The sequence below is a fragment of the Luteimonas colneyensis genome, from assembly GCF_014836665.1.
Lineage (GTDB): Bacteria > Pseudomonadota > Gammaproteobacteria > Xanthomonadales > Xanthomonadaceae > Luteimonas > Luteimonas colneyensis.
Window position 1 is genome coordinate 696,108 of the sequence record NZ_JACSQJ010000001.1, and the last position, 16,800, is coordinate 712,907.

The 16,800-nt window shown below is 73.6% G+C and carries 11 protein-coding genes; 9 read left to right on the forward strand and 2 right to left on the reverse strand.

Annotated elements, in window-relative coordinates; all coding sequences use genetic code 11:
• Positions 1–318 precede the first annotated feature (318 nt).
• From xseA to H9645_RS03160, 4 genes are all read left to right on the forward strand, one after another.
• Positions 319–1,668, forward strand: coding sequence for an exodeoxyribonuclease VII large subunit (gene xseA, locus H9645_RS03145; protein ID WP_191728252.1), 1,350 nt, complete (start codon positions 319–321; stop codon positions 1,666–1,668).
• A 76-nt stretch (positions 1,669–1,744) separates the two neighbouring features.
• Positions 1,745–3,391 carry an acetolactate synthase large subunit gene (locus H9645_RS03150; protein ID WP_191728253.1) on the forward strand — a complete coding sequence of 549 codons (1,647 nt, stop codon included), beginning with the start codon at positions 1,745–1,747 and terminating at the stop codon, positions 3,389–3,391.
• Between the two features lie 37 nt (positions 3,392–3,428).
• Positions 3,429–4,991 (forward strand): aldehyde dehydrogenase family protein, encoded by a 1,563-nt coding sequence (locus H9645_RS03155; RefSeq protein WP_191728254.1) that lies wholly within the window; start codon positions 3,429–3,431, stop codon positions 4,989–4,991.
• 109 nt (positions 4,992–5,100) lie between these two features.
• Positions 5,101–6,816 (forward strand): vWA domain-containing protein, encoded by a 1,716-nt coding sequence (locus tag H9645_RS03160; RefSeq protein WP_191728255.1) that lies wholly within the window; start codon positions 5,101–5,103, stop codon positions 6,814–6,816.
• A gap of 22 nt (positions 6,817–6,838) precedes the next feature.
• Here H9645_RS03160 and H9645_RS03165 read toward each other — a convergent pair whose 3' ends face one another.
• Positions 6,839–9,730, reverse strand: a complete 2,892-nt coding sequence (locus H9645_RS03165) for an EAL domain-containing protein (protein WP_191728256.1) — start codon at positions 9,728–9,730, stop codon at positions 6,839–6,841.
• Positions 9,731–9,907: 177 nt separating this feature from the next.
• Between H9645_RS03165 and H9645_RS03170 the strand changes: the two genes are divergently transcribed.
• From H9645_RS03170 to H9645_RS03185, 4 genes are read left to right on the forward strand one after another with little or no spacing between them, the layout of a single operon-like run.
• Positions 9,908–10,516 carry an RNA polymerase sigma factor gene (locus H9645_RS03170; RefSeq protein ID WP_191728257.1) on the forward strand — a complete coding sequence of 203 codons (609 nt, stop codon included), beginning with the start codon at positions 9,908–9,910 and terminating at the stop codon, positions 10,514–10,516.
• On the forward strand, positions 10,513–11,577 hold the full coding sequence (locus H9645_RS03175; RefSeq protein ID WP_191728258.1) for a hypothetical protein: 1,065 nt from the start codon (positions 10,513–10,515) through the stop codon (positions 11,575–11,577). The genes H9645_RS03170 and H9645_RS03175 overlap by 4 nt, the downstream gene beginning before the upstream one ends.
• On the forward strand, positions 11,574–12,164 hold the full coding sequence (locus H9645_RS03180) for an IMPACT family protein (protein ID WP_191728259.1): 591 nt from the start codon (positions 11,574–11,576) through the stop codon (positions 12,162–12,164). Before H9645_RS03175 ends, H9645_RS03180 begins: the two co-directional genes overlap by 4 nt.
• A complete protein-coding gene (locus tag H9645_RS03185; protein WP_191728260.1) occupies positions 12,164–14,005 on the forward strand; it encodes an ABC transporter transmembrane domain-containing protein in 1,842 nt (613 codons plus the stop codon). Before H9645_RS03180 ends, H9645_RS03185 begins: the two co-directional genes overlap by 1 nt.
• Positions 14,006–14,029: 24 nt before the next feature.
• On the opposite strand, the gene H9645_RS03190 is transcribed toward H9645_RS03185, so the two are convergent.
• Positions 14,030–15,655, reverse strand: coding sequence for an acyl-CoA dehydrogenase family protein (locus tag H9645_RS03190; protein WP_191728261.1), 1,626 nt, complete (start codon positions 15,653–15,655; stop codon positions 14,030–14,032).
• An 80-nt stretch (positions 15,656–15,735) separates the two neighbouring features.
• On the opposite strand from H9645_RS03190, the gene H9645_RS03195 reads away from it, so the two are divergent.
• Positions 15,736–16,293: a DUF6630 family protein gene (locus H9645_RS03195; RefSeq protein WP_225217922.1), complete on the forward strand. Its 558-nt coding sequence runs from the start codon at positions 15,736–15,738 to the stop codon at positions 16,291–16,293.
• Positions 16,294–16,800: the final 507 nt, after the last annotated feature.

Here is a 16,800-nt window from a genome sequence, read left to right on the forward strand (position 1 = left end):
GGTTGGCTGCGGAGGCGGAGGGGTGTGTGGGTGCTCCGCCGGCGTCGCAGCTTCGCTGCTCTTGAACGCCGGCTGCGCACCCACACACCCCTCCGTCACGCAACCACGCGGCGGGTTAGGAGGAAAGGCGAAGAGCGTCGTGCACCGAGGCTCCTTGTTTCTCGCGTGGCGCTGCGGTGCGCCGTCGCTTTTCCTGCGGTCCGCGACGGTGATTGCAGGGCGGGTTGATGGGTATGGCGTGGGCATTCAGGAGCAGCGAAGCTGCGACGCCCACGCCATACCCATCAACCCGCCCCCCGCGGACGGTATCCTGAAGGCATGCCCGCCCCCGCCCGCGACAACGTTCTGACCCCAAGCCAGCTGAACACCCTTGCGCGGAACCTGCTCGAGGATGCGTTCCCGGTGGTGCTGGTGGAAGGCGAACTCGGGAACCTGTCGCGCCCCGCGTCCGGGCACCTGTATTTCACCCTCAAGGACGCGCGCGCCCAGGTGCGCTGCGCCCTGTTCAAGCCCAAGAGCCAGTGGCTGAAGTTCCAGCCGCGCGAGGGCCTGCGCGTGCTCGCGCGCGGCCGGCTGACCCTGTACGAGGCCCGCGGCGACTACCAGCTCATCCTGGACTCGCTGGAGGAGGCCGGCGAAGGCGCCCTGCGCCGCGCGTTCGAGGAGCTGAAGGCGCGGCTGCAGGCCGAAGGCCTGTTCGACGAGGGCCGCAAGCGGCCGATGCCGGCGTACGCGCGCCGCATCGGCATCATCACCTCGCCCTCCGGCGCGGCCGTGCGCGACGTGCTGAGCGTGCTGGCGCGGCGCTTTCCGCTGGTCGAGGCCGAGGTGCTGCCGGTGCCCGTGCAGGGCGACGGCGCCGCCGCCCAGGTCCGCGCGATGCTCGAGCGCGCCGGCGCAAGCGGCCGCTACGACGTGCTGGTGCTGGCCCGCGGCGGCGGTTCGCTGGAGGACCTTTGGGCCTTCAACGACGAGGCGCTGGCGCGCGCGATCGCCGCCTCGCCGGTGCCGGTGGTCTCGGCCATCGGCCACGAGACCGACTTCAGCCTGGCCGATTTCGCCGCCGACCTGCGCGCGCCGACCCCGTCGGTCGCGGCCGAGCTGCTGGTGCCCAGCGCGATCGACGTCGCAACCCGCGTGCGCGGCCTGCACCAGCGCCTGGGCGTGCTGCACCTGCAGGGCATGCGCGAGCGCATGCAGCGCGCCGACCGCGCCGCGCTGCGGCTGCAGGTGGTGGCGCCACGGGCGCGGCTGCACGCCCTGGGCGAGCGCCAGCAGCAGGCGCTGCGCCGGCTGCACGCGGCCTGGCAGGTGCGGGAAGCGGCCGCGCAGGCACGCCTGCGCCACGCCGGCGCGGTGCTGCGCGCGACGCGGCCGGAGCGCCGGCTGGTCCAGCTGCACGAGCGCCTGGACCGGCTGGCGCCGCGCGCGCAGGCCGCGATCGCGCGCCGGCTGCAGGCCGATGCGATGCGCCTGCGCGGCCTCGCGCGATCGCTGGAAGCGGTCAGTCCGCTGGCCACCGTCGCCCGCGGCTACGCCATCCTCCGCCATGGGGATGGCCGCGTGGTGCGCGGCACCGGCGACGTCATCGCCGGCGACCTGTTGTCCGCGCGCGTGGCCGACGGCGAGCTGCGGCTGCGCGTCGAACGCGACGAACGCGAAGGCTGACGCACCATGCTCGCCCGGCGCTAACGCCGCGCCTTCCATACTGCCGGTCCACTCGCTGCCCGAGGACCCGCAGCCCATGGCCAAGGCGTCCGACCTGCTCGTTGCCGCACTCGAGGCCGAAGGCGTGGACCACGTCTTCGGCATTCCCGGCGAAGAGAACCTCGACCTCATCGAATCGCTGCGCACCTCGCGCATCCGCCTGGTCCTCACCCGGCACGAGCAGGCCGCCGGCTTCATGGCCGCGACCTGCGGCCGCCTCACCGGCCGCACCGGCGTCTGCCTGTCGACGCTCGGCCCCGGCGCCACCAACCTGGTGACCGCGGCGGCCTACGCCCAGCTCGGTGCGATGCCGATGCTGATGCTCACCGGCCAGAAGCCGATCCGCAGCAGCCGCCAGGGCCACTTCCAGATCATCGACACCGTCGGCACGCTGCGCCCGCTGACCAAGTACACGCGCCAGCTGGTTTCGGCCGACAGCATCCCGGCGCGCGTGCGCGAGGCCTTCCGCCGCGCCGAGGAAGAGCGCCCCGGCGCCGTCCACCTGGAGCTGCCGCAGGACGTCGCCGGCGATGAGACGGACGCGACGCCGATCCCGAAGTCGTACTCGCGCCGGCCGCTGGCCGAGCACAAGGCGATCGCGCGCGCGGCCGAGGCGATCCACGGCGCCCGGCATCCGCTGCTGATGATCGGCGCCGGCGCCAACCGCAAGACCACCGCGCGGGCCCTGCGCGGCTTCGTCGATCGTCTCGGCATCCCCTTCTTCAGCACGCAGATGGGCAAGGGCGTCCTCGACGAGACCGACCCGCTGTGGATCGGCACCGCGGCGCTGTCCGACCACGACTACGTGCACCGCGCCATCGACGCCGCCGACTGCATCGTCAACATCGGCCACGACGTGATCGAGAAGCCGCCGTTCTTCATGCGCGAGGGCCGGCGCACGGTGATCCACGTCAACTACGACGGCGCCGAAGTCGACGCGGTGTACTTCCCCCAGCTCGAGGTGGTGGGCGACATCGCCGACGCGGTGTGGCGGCTGGGCGAAGCGCTCGAGCCGCAGCCGCACTGGGACTTCGCGTTCTTCGACCGCGTGCGCGCGGCACTCTGCGGGCAGCTGCGGCAGCGCAGCCGCGACGACCGCTTTCCCATGGCCTGCCAGCGCATCGTCGCCGACCTGGCGCAGGCGCTGGAGCCCGACGACATCACCTGCCTCGACAACGGCCTCTACAAGCTCTGGTTCGCGCGCAACCAGCGCTGCCGGCGCCCGAACACGCTGCTGCTGGACAACGCGCTGGCGACCATGGGCGCGGGCCTGCCCTCGGCGATCGCCGCGCGCATCGTGCATCCGGAGCGCAAGGTGGTCGCGGTCTGCGGCGACGGCGGCTTCCTGATGAACTCGCAGGAGCTGGAGACGGCGGTGCGGCTGCGGCTGGACCTGGTGGTGCTGGTGCTGCGCGACGATGCCTACGGCATGATCAAGTGGAAGCAGGCGCACGAGGACTACCCGGAGTTCGGCATGGACCTCGGCAATCCGGACTTCGTGAAGTACGCGGAGAGCTACGGCGCGCGTGGCCACCGGCCGGCCTCGGCCGGCGAGTTCCTGCCGCTGCTGCGGCAGGCGCTGGCGAGCCCGGGCGTGGACCTGATCGACGTGCCGGTGGACTACGGCGAGGACGACTGGCTCCTGAACGAGGAGATCCCGCGGCTGAGCGCCGCGGTGGAATGACGGCCGCGGACGGCGGCGCAACGGAGGACATCAGGTGATGGCGAGGAAGAAGCAGGTGAAGGAGCCCGGAACGGGCGCCAAGTCAGCGAAGGCCGGCAAGGGCGGGAAAGCCGGCAGGACCCGGAACGCCGGGTCGGTGGCGAAGAACACGAAGGCCAGGGGCGCGGCCGGAGGCCTGGCGCACAGCTACCCCTACTACCTCGCCAACCGCCCGGTCGCCGCCAACACCGATCTCGAGGTGCTGGACAAGTACAGCGGCCAGGTCGCCACGCGCGTCGCCTTCGCCGACGCCGCCACCGTGCGCAAGGCGCTGGTGGCCGCGCACGCCGCGCGCCCGGCGATGGCCGCGTTCCCGCCCGACGCCCGCCGCGACGTGCTCGAGCACTGCGTGCGCCGCTTCGGCGAGCGCGCGGACGAACTCGCGCTCGCGCTGTGCATCGAGGCCGGCAAGCCGATCAGCGATGCCCGCGGCGAAGTCGCGCGGCTGATCGACACCTTCCGCATCGCCGCCGGCGAGGCCACGCGCATCGAGGGCGAGGTGCTGGAGCTGCAGGTCTCCGAGCGCGCGCGCGGCTACCGCGGCATGGTCAAGCGCGTGCCGATCGGCGCCTGCAGCTTCATCACGCCGTTCAACTTCCCGCTCAACCTGGTGGCGCACAAGGTCGCCCCGGCGATCGCCGCCGGCTGCCCGTTCGTGCTCAAGCCCGCTGCCAAGACCCCCGTCGGCGCGCTGATCATCGCCGAGGTGCTGGCCGAGACCGACCTGCCCAAGGGCGCGTTCTCGATCCTGCCCTGCAGCAACGAGGACGCCTCGCAGCTGGTCGAGGACGAGCGCATCGCGCTGCTGAGCTTCACCGGAGGCCTGGTCGGCTGGGACCTCAAGTCCCGTGCGGGCAAGAAGAAGGTGACGCTCGAACTCGGGGGCAACGCCGGCTGCATCGTCGACGCCGATCCCGGCGCCAGCCTCGACCACGTCGTCGAGCGCCTGGTCAGCGGCGCCTACTACCAGTCCGGGCAGAGCTGCATCAGCGTGCAGCGCATCCTCGTGCACCGCGAGCTGTACCCGAAGCTCAAGCGGCGGATGAAGGCCGCGGTCCAGGCGCTGCGCATGGGCGATCCGCGCGACGAGCGGACCTTCATCGGCCCGATGATCGACGAGGACGCGGCCATCCGCGTCGAATCCTGGATCCGCGCCGCGCGCAAGGGCGGCGCGAAGCTGGTCGCCGGCGGCGGACGCGAGGGCAACATGCTGGAGGCCACGCTGATGGAGGATGTCCCGCGCGACGCCGACCTCTACCGCCGGGAAGTCTTCGGACCGGTCGCCCTGCTCGAGCCCTTCGACGACTTCGACCAGGCGCTGGCGCGCGTCAACGACAGTGACTTCGGCCTGCAGGCGGGCGTGTTCACCGCCAGCCTGGCGCACGCGATGCGCGCCTGGGACCGGCTGGAGGTCGGCGGCGTCGTGGTCGGCGACGTGCCGAGCTTCCGCGTCGACAACATGCCCTACGGCGGTGTCCGCGATTCCGGCCTCGGCCGCGAGGGCATCCGGAGCGCCATCGAGGACATGACCGAGCCGCGCCTGCTGGTGATCCGGGGCTGACCGGCCTGGCGCTGGCCTCCCCTGCAGGATCCATGGCAGGAAACATGGCGGGATAACCCCGTGGGCAGGTTCCGGGCGTTGTCAGCCCTGCCCTTCCACGGAGCCCGCCATGAACCGCACCGCCTTTGCCGCCGCGCTCGCGGCCAGCCTGCTGCTCGCCGCCTGCCGGACCTCGCCGCCGACCGCCGTGGACGCGCCGACCGACGCCGCGCCGGCGCCCGGCATCCTGCACGACGCGCCGACCCCGCCGCCCGCCGCCGCGAAGGACGCGGCCCAGGAGCGCATCGAAGCCACCGGAGCGCGGCAGCGGCTCCAGGCCGCCCGCGCCGCCGCCCCCGCGTCGGCCGCCTACCTGCCCATGCCACCCCCGCCATGGACGCCCGCGCCCCCCGCCAACCGCGAGGAATACGCCGGGCTCGACGACAACCCCGTGCGCCGCGCCTCGGAGCATCCGGTGTCGACCTTCTCCGCGGACGTCGACACCGGCAGCTACAGCAACGTCCGCCGCATGCTGCGCGCGGGCGTGCGCCCGCCTCCGGACGCGGTGCGCGCGGAGGAGTTCATCAACTACTTCAGCTACGGACATCCGGCGCCGGCCACGCGCGAGGTGCCGTTCCGCGTGACCACCGAGATCGCGCCCGCGCCCTGGGCGCCCGGCCGCCACCTGCTGATGGTCGGCATCCGCGGCTACGACGTGCCGAAGGCGCAGCTGCCGCCCGCCAACCTGGTGTTCCTGGTCGACACCTCGGGCTCGATGGAGTCGCCCGACAAGCTGCCGCTGCTGCGCCAGGCCTTCGGCGCGCTCACCGACCAGCTGCGCGCGCAGGACCGGGTGTCGATCGTCGCCTACGCGGGATCGGCCGGCCTGGTGCTGCCGCCGACGCCGGGCGACCGCAAGGGCGAGATCCTCGCCGCGCTCGAGCGCCTGCAGGCGGGCGGCAGCACCAACGGCGGCGCCGGCATCGAGCTGGCCTATGCCATGGCCCGGCAGGGCCATGTCGAAGGCGGCGCCAACCGCGTGATCCTCGCCACCGACGGCGACTTCAACGTCGGCACCGTGGGGCGCGACGCCCTCGAGGCGCTGGTCGCCGACCAGCGCAGGTCGGGCATCGCCCTGACCACGCTCGGCTTCGGCACCGGCAACTACAACGACGCCATGGCCGAGCGCCTGGCCGACGCCGGCGACGGCAACCACGCCTACATCGACACCCTGCTCGAAGCGCGCAAGGTGCTGGTCGAGGAGATGTCGTCGACGCTGCTGACCATCGCCCGCGACGTCAAGGTCCAGGTCGAGTTCAACCCGGCCGTGGTCGCCGAGTACCGCCTGGTCGGCTACGCCAACCGCATGCTGCGCGAGGAGGACTTCGCCAACGACCGCGTCGACGCCGGCGACATCGGCGCCGGGCACGAGGTCACCGCGCTGTACGAGATCGCGCTGGCGGGCTCGGGCGGCGAACGGCTCCCCGCCCTGCGCTACGGCGGCGGCGCTGCGCACCCCACCGCCCACGGCGGCGAGCTGGCCCACCTGCGCCTGCGCTACAAGCTGCCGGCGGGCGGGCCCAGCCGGCTGATCGAGGTGCCGCTGCGTCGCGAGGACATCCGGCCGCAGCCGGGCGAGGCGCTGCGCTTCGCGGCCACGGTCGCCGCCTTCGCCGATGCCCTGCGCGGCGGCAAGCACCTCGGCGACTGGGACTGGGACGCGATCTCGGCCAGCGCGCGCGCCACGCGCGGCGACGACCGCTGGGGCCTGCGCGCGGAGTTCGCCACCCTGGTCGAGGCCGGCCGCGTGGCCACGCGCGACGCGGCCGCCGCCGGCGACGACTGAGATGGCCGCGTCCCGCCGCCGCTCAGGCCGCGCCGCGGTCTCCGGCGGCGGGCGCCGGCATCGGCCGCCCGAACAGGAAGCCCTGCCCCATGGTGCAGCCGAGCTGGCGCAGGGTCTCGGCCTGGGCCGCGGTCTCCACGCCCTCGCCGATGGTGTCGATGCCCAGGGTGCCGGCCAGCGCCAGGATCGCGCGCACCAGGGCCAGGCTTTCGGGATGCATCTCGTCGTCGAGCCCGGCCACGAAGCTCTGGTCGATCTTCAGCGCATGGATCGGGAAGCGGTGCAGGTAGGACAGCGCCGAGAAGCCGGTCCCGAAGTCGTCGAGCAGCGCGTACACGCCACGCGCGCGCAGGGTCTTCAGCATGCGCAGCGCGCGCGGCGCGTCGTCGAGCAGGGCCACCTCGGTGATCTCGATGCGCAGCCGCGCCGGGTCCGCGCCGACGTCCTCGAGCATCCGCAGCAGACGCTCGGCGAAGTTGTCGGAGTGGAAGTGGCGCGGCGAGACGTTGATCGAAACGTAGCCCTCGCGATGCCGCGTCATCCACTGGAAGGCGCGGCGGTAGACCAGCCAGTCGACCTGCTCGATCAGGCCGCTGTCCTCGCCGACGCCGATGAAGGCGCCCGGCGGCAGCGGCCCCTGCACCTCGTGGTTCCAGCGCAGCAGCGCCTCGTGGCCGACCACCCGGCCGTCGGCCAGGTCGACGATCGGCTGGAACCAGGGTTCGAAGGCGTCGGACAGGATCGCGCGCCGCAGGTCAGCCTCGAGGTCGAGCAGGCGCGTGGCCTCGGCGCGCATCTCCTCGTCGAACAGTTCGCTGCGGTCGCGGCCCAGGGCCTTGGCGCGGTACATCGCCGCGTCGGCGTCGCGCAGCAGGTCCTCGCCGTGGTGGTAGCGCGGCTGCCACATGGCGATGCCCACCGAGGCCGAGGGGAACAGCTCGCGGCCGGCGATCCACATCGGCCGCCCGAGATCGGCCAGGATGCGCGCGACCACCGCCTGTGCCGCGGCCTCGTCGCCGGCGTCGCCCAGCAGCACCGCGAACTCGTCGCCGCCCAGGCGCGCGACCACGTCGCCCTCGCGCAGCAGGCGTGCGATCCGGCGCCCGACCTCCACCAGCATCTCGTCGCCGGCGGCGTGGCCGACGCTGTCGTTGACCAGCTTGAAGCGGTCCAGGTCGAGGAACAGCACCGCGAACGGCCCGCGCGCCTGGGCACGGGTGCGGGCGATCGCCGCGTCCAGCCGCTCCAGCAGGTGGATGCGGTTGGGCAGCCCGGTCAGGTGGTCGTGGCGGGCCTGGTGGATCAGGCGCTCCTCGGCGCGCAGGCGCTCCGACATCTGCGCGCGCAGCTCGCGGTTGGCCTCCTCCAGCTCGCGCGTGCGCGCTTCGACCCGGTATTCGAGCTCGGCATGGGCCGCCTTCAGGTGGTCCTGCGAGCGCTTGCGCGCCAGCGCGCCGCCGATGTGGTGGGCGACGAAGGTCAGCAGCCGCTGGTCGTGGATGGTGAAGGCGATGTCCGGCGAATAGCTCTGCACGGCGATCACGCCGACCGCGACGCCGTCGCGCAGCAGCGGCACGCCGAGCCAGAAATGCGCGAGCGAGCCGTGGTGCTGCAGCTCGCCCGAGGCCTCCAGCCGCGCGATGACCGCGTGGTCGGCCAGCAGCGCGCGGCCGCTCTTGATCACGTATTCGCTCAGGCCGCGGATCATGCGCCGCGGCTTGCGGATGATGTCGCGCTCGTCCACCGAGTACGGGAACTCGATGTGGTCGCCGTCGCTGGACACCATCGCGATGTAGAAGTTGCGCGCGTACAGCAGCTCGCCGACCACCGCGTGCAGGTCGTTGTAGAAACCCTCGACGCTGCCCGCGGTGAACGACAGCTCGCTGATGCGGAACAGCGCGCGCTGCAGGCGCTCGGCGCGCTGGCGCTCGACGATCTCCGCCTGCAGCACCTCGTTGGCCTGCTGCAGTTCGCGCGTGCGCGCCACCACGCGCCGCTCCAGCTCGGCCTGGGCGTGCTTGCGGTCGAGGGCGGTGAGGATGTGCTGCGCGACGAACTCCAGCAGCGCGCGGTCCTCGTCGGTGTAGCAGTCCGGCTGGTCGTAGCTCTGGACCACGATCGCGCCGCAGACCCGACCTTCGCGGCGCATCGGGACGCCCAGCCAGTCGGCCGAGTCGGGGCCGTGGATGGCCGCGCGGTCCACGCCCAGCTGGTCGCGGAGCCGCTCCGATGGCCCGCGCAGCGGGTGCCCGTGCCGGAGCAGGGCCACGGTCAGGCTGGCCGGCATGTCCTCGAGCGGGATCTCCATCTCCGGATCGGCGACCCAGGTGTCGCGCCGGTCGGCGAAGTACAGGAAGCGCGTCGTGCCGCGCATGTCGTCATAGGCGACGATGTAGAAGTTCTCGGCCGACATCAGTCCGCCGACCACGCCGTGGATGCGCTTGAGCACCTGCGCCATGTCCAGGCCGGAGCCGGCGAGGTCGGCGATGCCGTAGAGGGCCTGCTGCAGCCGCTCGGACTTGCGCAGCGACTCGATGCGGGCTTCGGCCTGCGCCGAGGCCAGGGTGGCCGACACCAGCCGGCGCGCCAGCGCGCGCCAGGCCTCGCAGGAGCCCGGCGCCAGCGCCTCCGGCAGGCGCGCGGCGATCGACACGACCGCGTCGCCTTCGTGCCAGGCGTCCTCCACCGTACGCCCGCCGCCATCGCGACAGGGCGGGGCGCCGGCGACCAGGCTGCGCGCGCGCTCGAGCATGCGGCCGGACGCGCCGTCCACGATGGACTCGCCTTCGCCCAGCCGCTCGTCGTTCCAGCAGACCGCGACCATCGACCCGGTCGGCAGCGACTGCGCGAGCATGCCCGCCAGCCCCGCGAGATCGACGTTGCGGGGCGGCGACGCCACCGGGATGTCCAGCATTGCCTGCACCTGCCAAGCCCCCTCGCACAGCCCCGCACCAGGGGAACAACGCCGGATCACGCCACCAGCGGCAAGCCGGGGCGGCCATCCCCCCTGCGCCCAGGCGACATGATGCCGTGCATCGCGCCGTCGCGCACGGGCTTCACGCGCCCCGGCCCAGCGCTTAACCTGCCGCCAATGGACGCCCTGTCGCAGCCCGAAGCCGCCGGACGCAGCGATGACGCGCTGATGCAGGCATGGGTGGGCGGCGACGCCGGGGCGTTCGAAGTGCTGTACGCGCGCCATCGCCAGCGCCTCCACCGCTTCCTGCTGCGCCAGCTGCGCGACCCCGGGCTGGCCGACGAGGTCTTCCAGGACACCTGGCAGCGCGTGGTGGCCGCGGGCCGGGACTGGCGCCCCGAGGCCTCGTTCGCCACCTGGCTGTACCGCATCGCGCGCAATCGCGTGGCCGACCACTGGCGCGCCCGCCAGCACCGCCCGTCCACCCCCGACGACGCCGAGGCGCGCACGGCGGGGCTCGAGGATCCGGAGACGCCCGAGCGACGGCTCGACGCCTGGCAGCGCCAGCGCGACCTGCAGCAGGCGCTGGACGCCCTGCCGGACGAGCAGCGCGAAGTGGTGCTGCTGCGCCTGGAGCAGGAGCTGACGCTGGACGAGATCGGCGGCATCACCGGCGTCGGGCGCGAGACCGTGAAATCGCGCCTGCGCTATGCCATGGACAAGCTGCGCGCCGCCCTGGCCGGCCCCGTGCCGGAGGGCGTGCCCGCCCCGGAGGACGCCCGATGACGGGCCCGACCCGCCCCGACCCCCTGACCCCGGCCGAACGCCAGCTGGCCGATGCGCTCGCGCGCGGCGCGCCGCCGCCGGGGCCGCCCTCGGCGCTGGACGAGGCGATCCTCGCGTCGGCGCGGGCCGCGGCCGGCGCGCGCGCGGCTGGCGCTGGCGCATCGGCCGCCGTGGCCGGGACCGCCCATGCGATCACGAAGGCTGGCCGGCATCGCAGGCGCCACGGCGGCCCGGCGTGGCTGCGCGGCGGCGCGCTGGCCGCGACCCTGGTGATCGCCGTCGGCGTGGCCTGGCAGCTGCGTCCCCGGTTCGACGCGCCCGCCCTCTCGGGCGACGGGACGGCGGCGACGGCGGTGACCGCGCCGGCCGCGTCTCGGCAGGTCGCGGCCGAGGCCGTGGTCTCCCCGCCCCCAGCGGACGCCGCGGCCAAGGCACGTCCGGATCCAGACCCACGGGCGACGCCGCAGCCGGTGGAGCCGCTGCGACCGGCCGCAGCCCCGGCCGCAGCCGCGCCGGCGGCGGCGGCGGCCACGGGTTCCACGCCCCCCTCCGCGGACGGGCCCGGGACACAGGAGCCCGAGGCGCCCCCGGTGGTCTTCGACGCGCCCTCGCCGATGGATACGCCTGCGCCTGCGCCCGCCCCAGCCACGGCACCCGCGCCGTTGCCGCTTCCTCCGCCACCGCCGGCCCCGCCTGCGCCACCGGCGCCGCGTGCGCTCCAGGGCCCCCTGCCCGCGATCCCGGACGCTGCGCGCGCGGAAGACGCGGCCCGGGCACGCGCGGCCGCGGAAGCCCGTCGCCGCCAGACCAATGCCATCGACACCACCGCCGCGGCCGCGGACGAAGCTGGCGACGAGGACTGGCTCGACCAGCCCCTCGACGACACCCCGCCGGCCTCGGTCGACTCGCCCGCCGTGCGCGAGGCCTGGCTGGCGCGCATCCGCGAGCTGGTGGCGGCCGAACGTTACGCCGAGGCCCGCGACAGCTACGCCGAGTTCCGCCGCCGCCACCCGGACGCGCCCGTTCCCGCCGACCTGCGGATGCTGCTGGGCGAGGAATGAGCACCACCACCCTCGCCGCGGCCGCCACGCACGAACTCGTCGTCAAGCACAGCCGCTTCCTCGCCAGCGCCGCGCCGGTCGCCGACGCCGACGCCGCGGCGGCCTTCATCGCCTCGGTGTCGGTGCCGGAGGCCACGCACAACTGCTGGGCCTGGCGCATCGGCGACGGCTACCGCTCCAGCGACGACGGCGAGCCGGCAGGCACCGCGGGGCGACCGATCCTCGCCGCCATCGACGGCCAGGGCCTGGACGGCGTGGCGGTGGTGGTCACGCGCTGGTACGGCGGCATCAAGCTCGGCGCCGGCGGCCTGGTCCGCGCCTATGGCGGCACGGCGGCGGAGTGCCTGCGCACGGCCGAACGCCGCGAGGTGGTGCAGATGGCCGAAGTGGACGTCGAATGCCCCTTCGCCGACATCGCCGCCGTGCACGCCGCGCTGCCCGCCTTCGACGCCGAAAAGCTCAGCGAGGACTTCGCCGCCGACGGCGTGCGCTTCCGCCTGCGGCTTCCGGCCGGCCACATCGCCGCCCTCGCCGCCCGGCTGCGCGACGCCACCCGCGATCGCGCGCGCATGGGCGACAATGGGTGATGGTCCGATTCGCCCGCACGTCCACGCCCCCGCCATCGCCATCGCCCGACGCCAGCCCCGGTGAGCCCGTGGCCGCCGGCAAGGCGAAGGCCCCGCTGTCATCGCTGCGCCCCCTGTGGCCCTTCCTTGCCCGCCATCGCGGCCTGCTGGTCGCGTGGATGCTGGCCCTCGCGGCCTCGAGCGCGGCGACGCTGAGCCTGCCGGTCGCGGTGCGGCGCATGATCGACGACGGCTTCGCCAGCGGCGCCGGCATCGACGCCGCGTTCGCGCTGCTGTTCGCGGTGACCCTGGCGCTGGCGCTGGCCACCGCGGCGCGCTTCTTCTTCGTCTCGCTGCTTGGCGAGCGCGTGGTGGCCGACCTGCGCACGCAGCTGTTCGGGCACCTGGTCGGCCTCGACCAGGCGTTCTTCGAACGCAGCCGCAGCGGCGAACTGGTCTCGCGCCTGACCGCCGACACCGAGCTGCTGCGCGGCGTGGTAGCCACCAGCATGTCGGTGGCCCTGCGCAGCCTGGTGATGGTGCTGGGCTCGGTCGCGATGCTGGTGGTGACCAGCCCGCGGCTGGCGGCCTGGACCCTGGTCGGCATCCCGCTGGCGGTGCTGCCGCTGGTGCTGGGCGGGCGCCGGCTGCAGAAGATCTCGCGCCAGAGCCAGGACCGCGTGGCCGATGCCAACGCGCTGGCGACCGAAACCCTAGGCGCGATCGACACCGTGCAGTCGCACGCGCGCGAACACCACGAGCGCGGCCGCTTCGGCGCCGCCGTGGCCACCGCGGTCGAGGTCGCGCGCAGGCGCATCGGCGTGCAGGCAATGGTGACCGCGGTCGCGATCTCGGTGGTGTTCGGCGCGATCACCCTGGTGCTGTGGCTGGGCGCGCACGACGTCGCCGACGGGCGCATGAGCGCCGGCACGCTTGGACAGTTCGTGCTGTACGCGATGTTCGGCGCCGGATCGGTGGGCGCGCTGGCCGAGGTCTGGAACGAGCTGCAGAAGGCCGCCGGCGGCATGGGCCGGATCGGCGAGCTGCTCGAGGAGTCCCCCACGGTGGTGGCACCCGCGTCGCCGCGCGCGCTGCCGCGCCCGGTGCGCGGCGCCGTCGCGATGCGCGACGTGACCTTCCACTACCCCACCCGCCCGGACAGCGCCGCGCTGGACGGCTTCAGCCTCGACGTGGCCCCGGGCGAAACCGTGGCGCTGGTGGGCCCGTCGGGCGCCGGCAAGAGCACGGTGTTCGCCCTGCTGCAGCGCTTCCACGACCCGCAGTCGGGCAGCGTGTCGCTCGACGGGATCGACCTGCGCGAGCTCGACCCCGTGGAGCTGCGCGGCACCATGGCGCTGGTGTCGCAGCGGCCCACCATCTTCGCCGCCAGCGCCGCCGACAACATCCGCTACGGGCGCCTCGACGCCAGCGACGCCGACGTCGAGGCCGCCGCGCGCGCCGCCGAGGCCCACGACTTCATCGAGCGCCTGCCGGGCGGCTACGCGTCCGAACTCGGCGAGCGCGGCGCACGCCTCTCCGGCGGCCAGCAGCAGCGCGTGGCGATCGCGCGCGCCCTGCTGCGCGACGCGCCGCTGCTGCTGCTCGACGAAGCCACCTCCGCGCTCGACGCCCAGAGCGAGCGCGCCGTGCAGCACGCGCTCGAACGCCTCATGGAAGGCCGCACCACGATCGTGGTCGCGCACCGCCTCGCCACCGTGCTGCGCGCCGACCGCATCGTGGTGATGGACCAGGGCCGCATCGTCGCCGAAGGCACCCATTCCGAGCTGCTCGCCCAGGGCGGCCTCTACGCCGAGCTCGCGCGGCTGCAGTTCCTGGACGCGGCACCCGTGGCTGGAAGCTGAATTTTCTGCCGTCGCAAAAGGCGTCTACCCCGGCAGCGCGCGCACCACGATCGAAGCGTGGTCGAAGCCAGCCGGGAGGGTGCCCAGGGCGAGACCGTGATCGTGGCCGAGGCGGGTGCGGCAGAAGGCTTCGGCCAGCGGGCTTCCCGCGCGCAGGAGGACGGCGGCCTGCAGGGCCAGCGCGAGGCGTTCGACCAGTCGCCTGGATCCCGCTTCGTCCGCTGCGGAAAGCAGGTCGTCCAGCTGCGCGGCCACGGTATCGAGGGCGGGGTGCAGCCCACGGGCGGCGTCGATCTCAGTGCGCAGTGCGTCGGCGGCCTCCGGTTCGCGGGCCAGCGCGCGCAGCACGTCGAGGCACTGGATGTTGCCGCTGCCCTCCCAGATCGAGTTCAGCGGTGCCTGCCGGTACAGCCGCGGCAGCAGCGATTCCTCGACATAGCCCGCGCCGCCGAGGCACTCCTGCGCCTCGTTGACCACCGCCGGCGCGCGACGGCAGATCCAGTACTTGCCGATCGCGGTGGCGATGCGCGCGAACGCGGCCTCGGCGGGGTCGCGCCCGGCCGCATCCACCGCGCGCGCGACCCGCATCGACAGCGCCAGCGCGGCCTCCACCTCCAGGGCGATGTCGGCCAGCACGTTGCGCATCAGCGGCTGCTCCGCAAGCCGCCGGCCAAAGGCCATGCGGTGGCGCGCATGGTGCACGGCCTGCGCCAGCGCCATGCGCATGCAGCCCGCGGAGCCGAGCATGCAGTCCAGGCGGGTGAGCATCACCATCTGCAGGATCGTCGCGACGCCGCGGCCCTCGTCGCCCACGCGCCAGGCCAGCGCATCGTGGAACTCGACCTCGCCGGAGGCGTTCGACCAGTCGCCGAGCTTGTCCTTCAGCCTCATCAGCGCGAAGGCGTTGCGCGTGCCGTCGGGCAGGCGACGCGGCATCAGCAGGCAGGTCAGGCCGCCCGGAGCCTGCGCCAGCACCAGGAAGCCGTCGGACATCGGCGCGGAGAAGAACCACTTGTGCCCGGACAGCCGGTAGGCATCGGCACCGTCGCCGCAGGGCGTCGCGGTGGTCGCGTTCGCGCGCACGTCGCTGCCGCCCTGCTTCTCGGTCATACCCATGCCGAGGGTGATCCCGGCCTTGCCGGCGATGGCGACGTCGCGCGCGTCGTAGCGGCAGGCCGCCACCTTGCTCGCCCAGTCGCCCAGGCTGGGCGACTGTCGCAGCACCGGCACCGCGGCGTGCGTCATGGTGAGCGGGCAGCTGCTGCCGGGTTCGGCCTGGTAGTGCAGGTAGGCCAGCGCGGCGCGCGCCACGTGCACGCCGGGCTCCGGACGCGCCCAGGACAGGCCGGCGACGCCGCTGGCGATCGCGATCTCCATGATCCGGTGCCAGGACGGGTGGAATTCGACGCGGTCGATGCGGTGGCCCGTGGCGTCGTGCGTCCGCAGCCGTGGACGGTCCCGGTGCGCATCGTGCGACAGCGCCAGCACCTCGCCGCCCGCCAGCGCGCCATAGGCGCCGACCTCGCGCGCGAACGCGTCTCCTCCCTCGCGCCGCAGCGCCTCGCGCAGCGCGACGTCGTCGCGCCAGAGATCGCGCTCGCCGAAGGGTGGCGGCTGGTTTCGGACTTCGTGGGTGCGGCAACGCTCCATCCCCGGGCTCCGGGTTGTCGTGTCGGGTCATTGTGGCGCGCCGCGCGTATCCTGTGCGCCCCCGCCCGGCGGACATCGCCATGCACGCACCCGACCACGAACTCGACCCGGACGACCAGTACGCCAGCGGCTTCGACGCGGAGATGGAGGTCGACGAGGAGGCCGGCACCGAGGCGCTGGTCTGGCAGCTGCTGCTGCTCATCAACCCCGGCGACGAGGAGACCGCCCTGCGCCAGTTCGGCGCCTGGCAGGACGCGACCGCCGACCTGGACGATCGCGAGACCGAGCCGGCCTGGGTGCTGAAGGACATCATCGACTGGACCTCCGGCTTCCAGGTCCACGACGATGACGCGGCCGCTTTCGTGGAGAGCATCACCGAGCTGGTGGCGCGCTGGAACCTGGACCTCGACTGGGGCGTCGAGGATCCGACCGACGACGCCTTCCTCGACGACGCCAGCATCCAGGAGTTGCTGCACGTGGCCTACGACGCGCTGCGCTCCTACGGCTACACGCTGTGGGTGTGGGAAACCGGGACCGATACCGTCGCCGGGTGGATGACGCTGAGCCGCGACGACGAGGCGATGCGCGTGATCGCCCCTGCCCTGGGCATCGAGCTGAGGCCGGCAGGCCTGGCGTAGGGGCGACGCCGCGGTTGGCGATGCTGCGACGAAGTAAGAAAAGTTTTTCGCCCATCGGGGGGGAGTGTTCGCGTTGGTGTTTTCGGGCTGCGGCGGCCCGGCGCGGACGCAGGGGGCACCACCTTTCCCGCGGTCCGGGAAGACGCCAGAGCTTGCCTGCCCGACTCCTTCCGGTTCTGTCCCGCCCTTCCCTCTGCGAGCGGCGGCCGCCGGGATCGCTGTCGCCCTCCTGCCGATGCTGGCGCTGCGGGTGCGGTTCGCCGCGGTGCTGGTCTTGCTGCTGCTGTCGCTGTTCTTGGTGTTGCTGTTGGTGTTGCTGTTGCTGTTGCCCTCGATCTTTCCCGAGGCCGGATCCCGCCACAGCCCGTCGCGCGCACAGGGGGTGTGCGGACAGCCGGCCATGGATGGCCGGCGGCCGGCAGTGGGAGCAGGACGCGGAGATGCCGGGGGAGCACACCCCCTGTGTGCGCGACGGGCCGCGTACACCACCACGGAGCCGACTTGCAT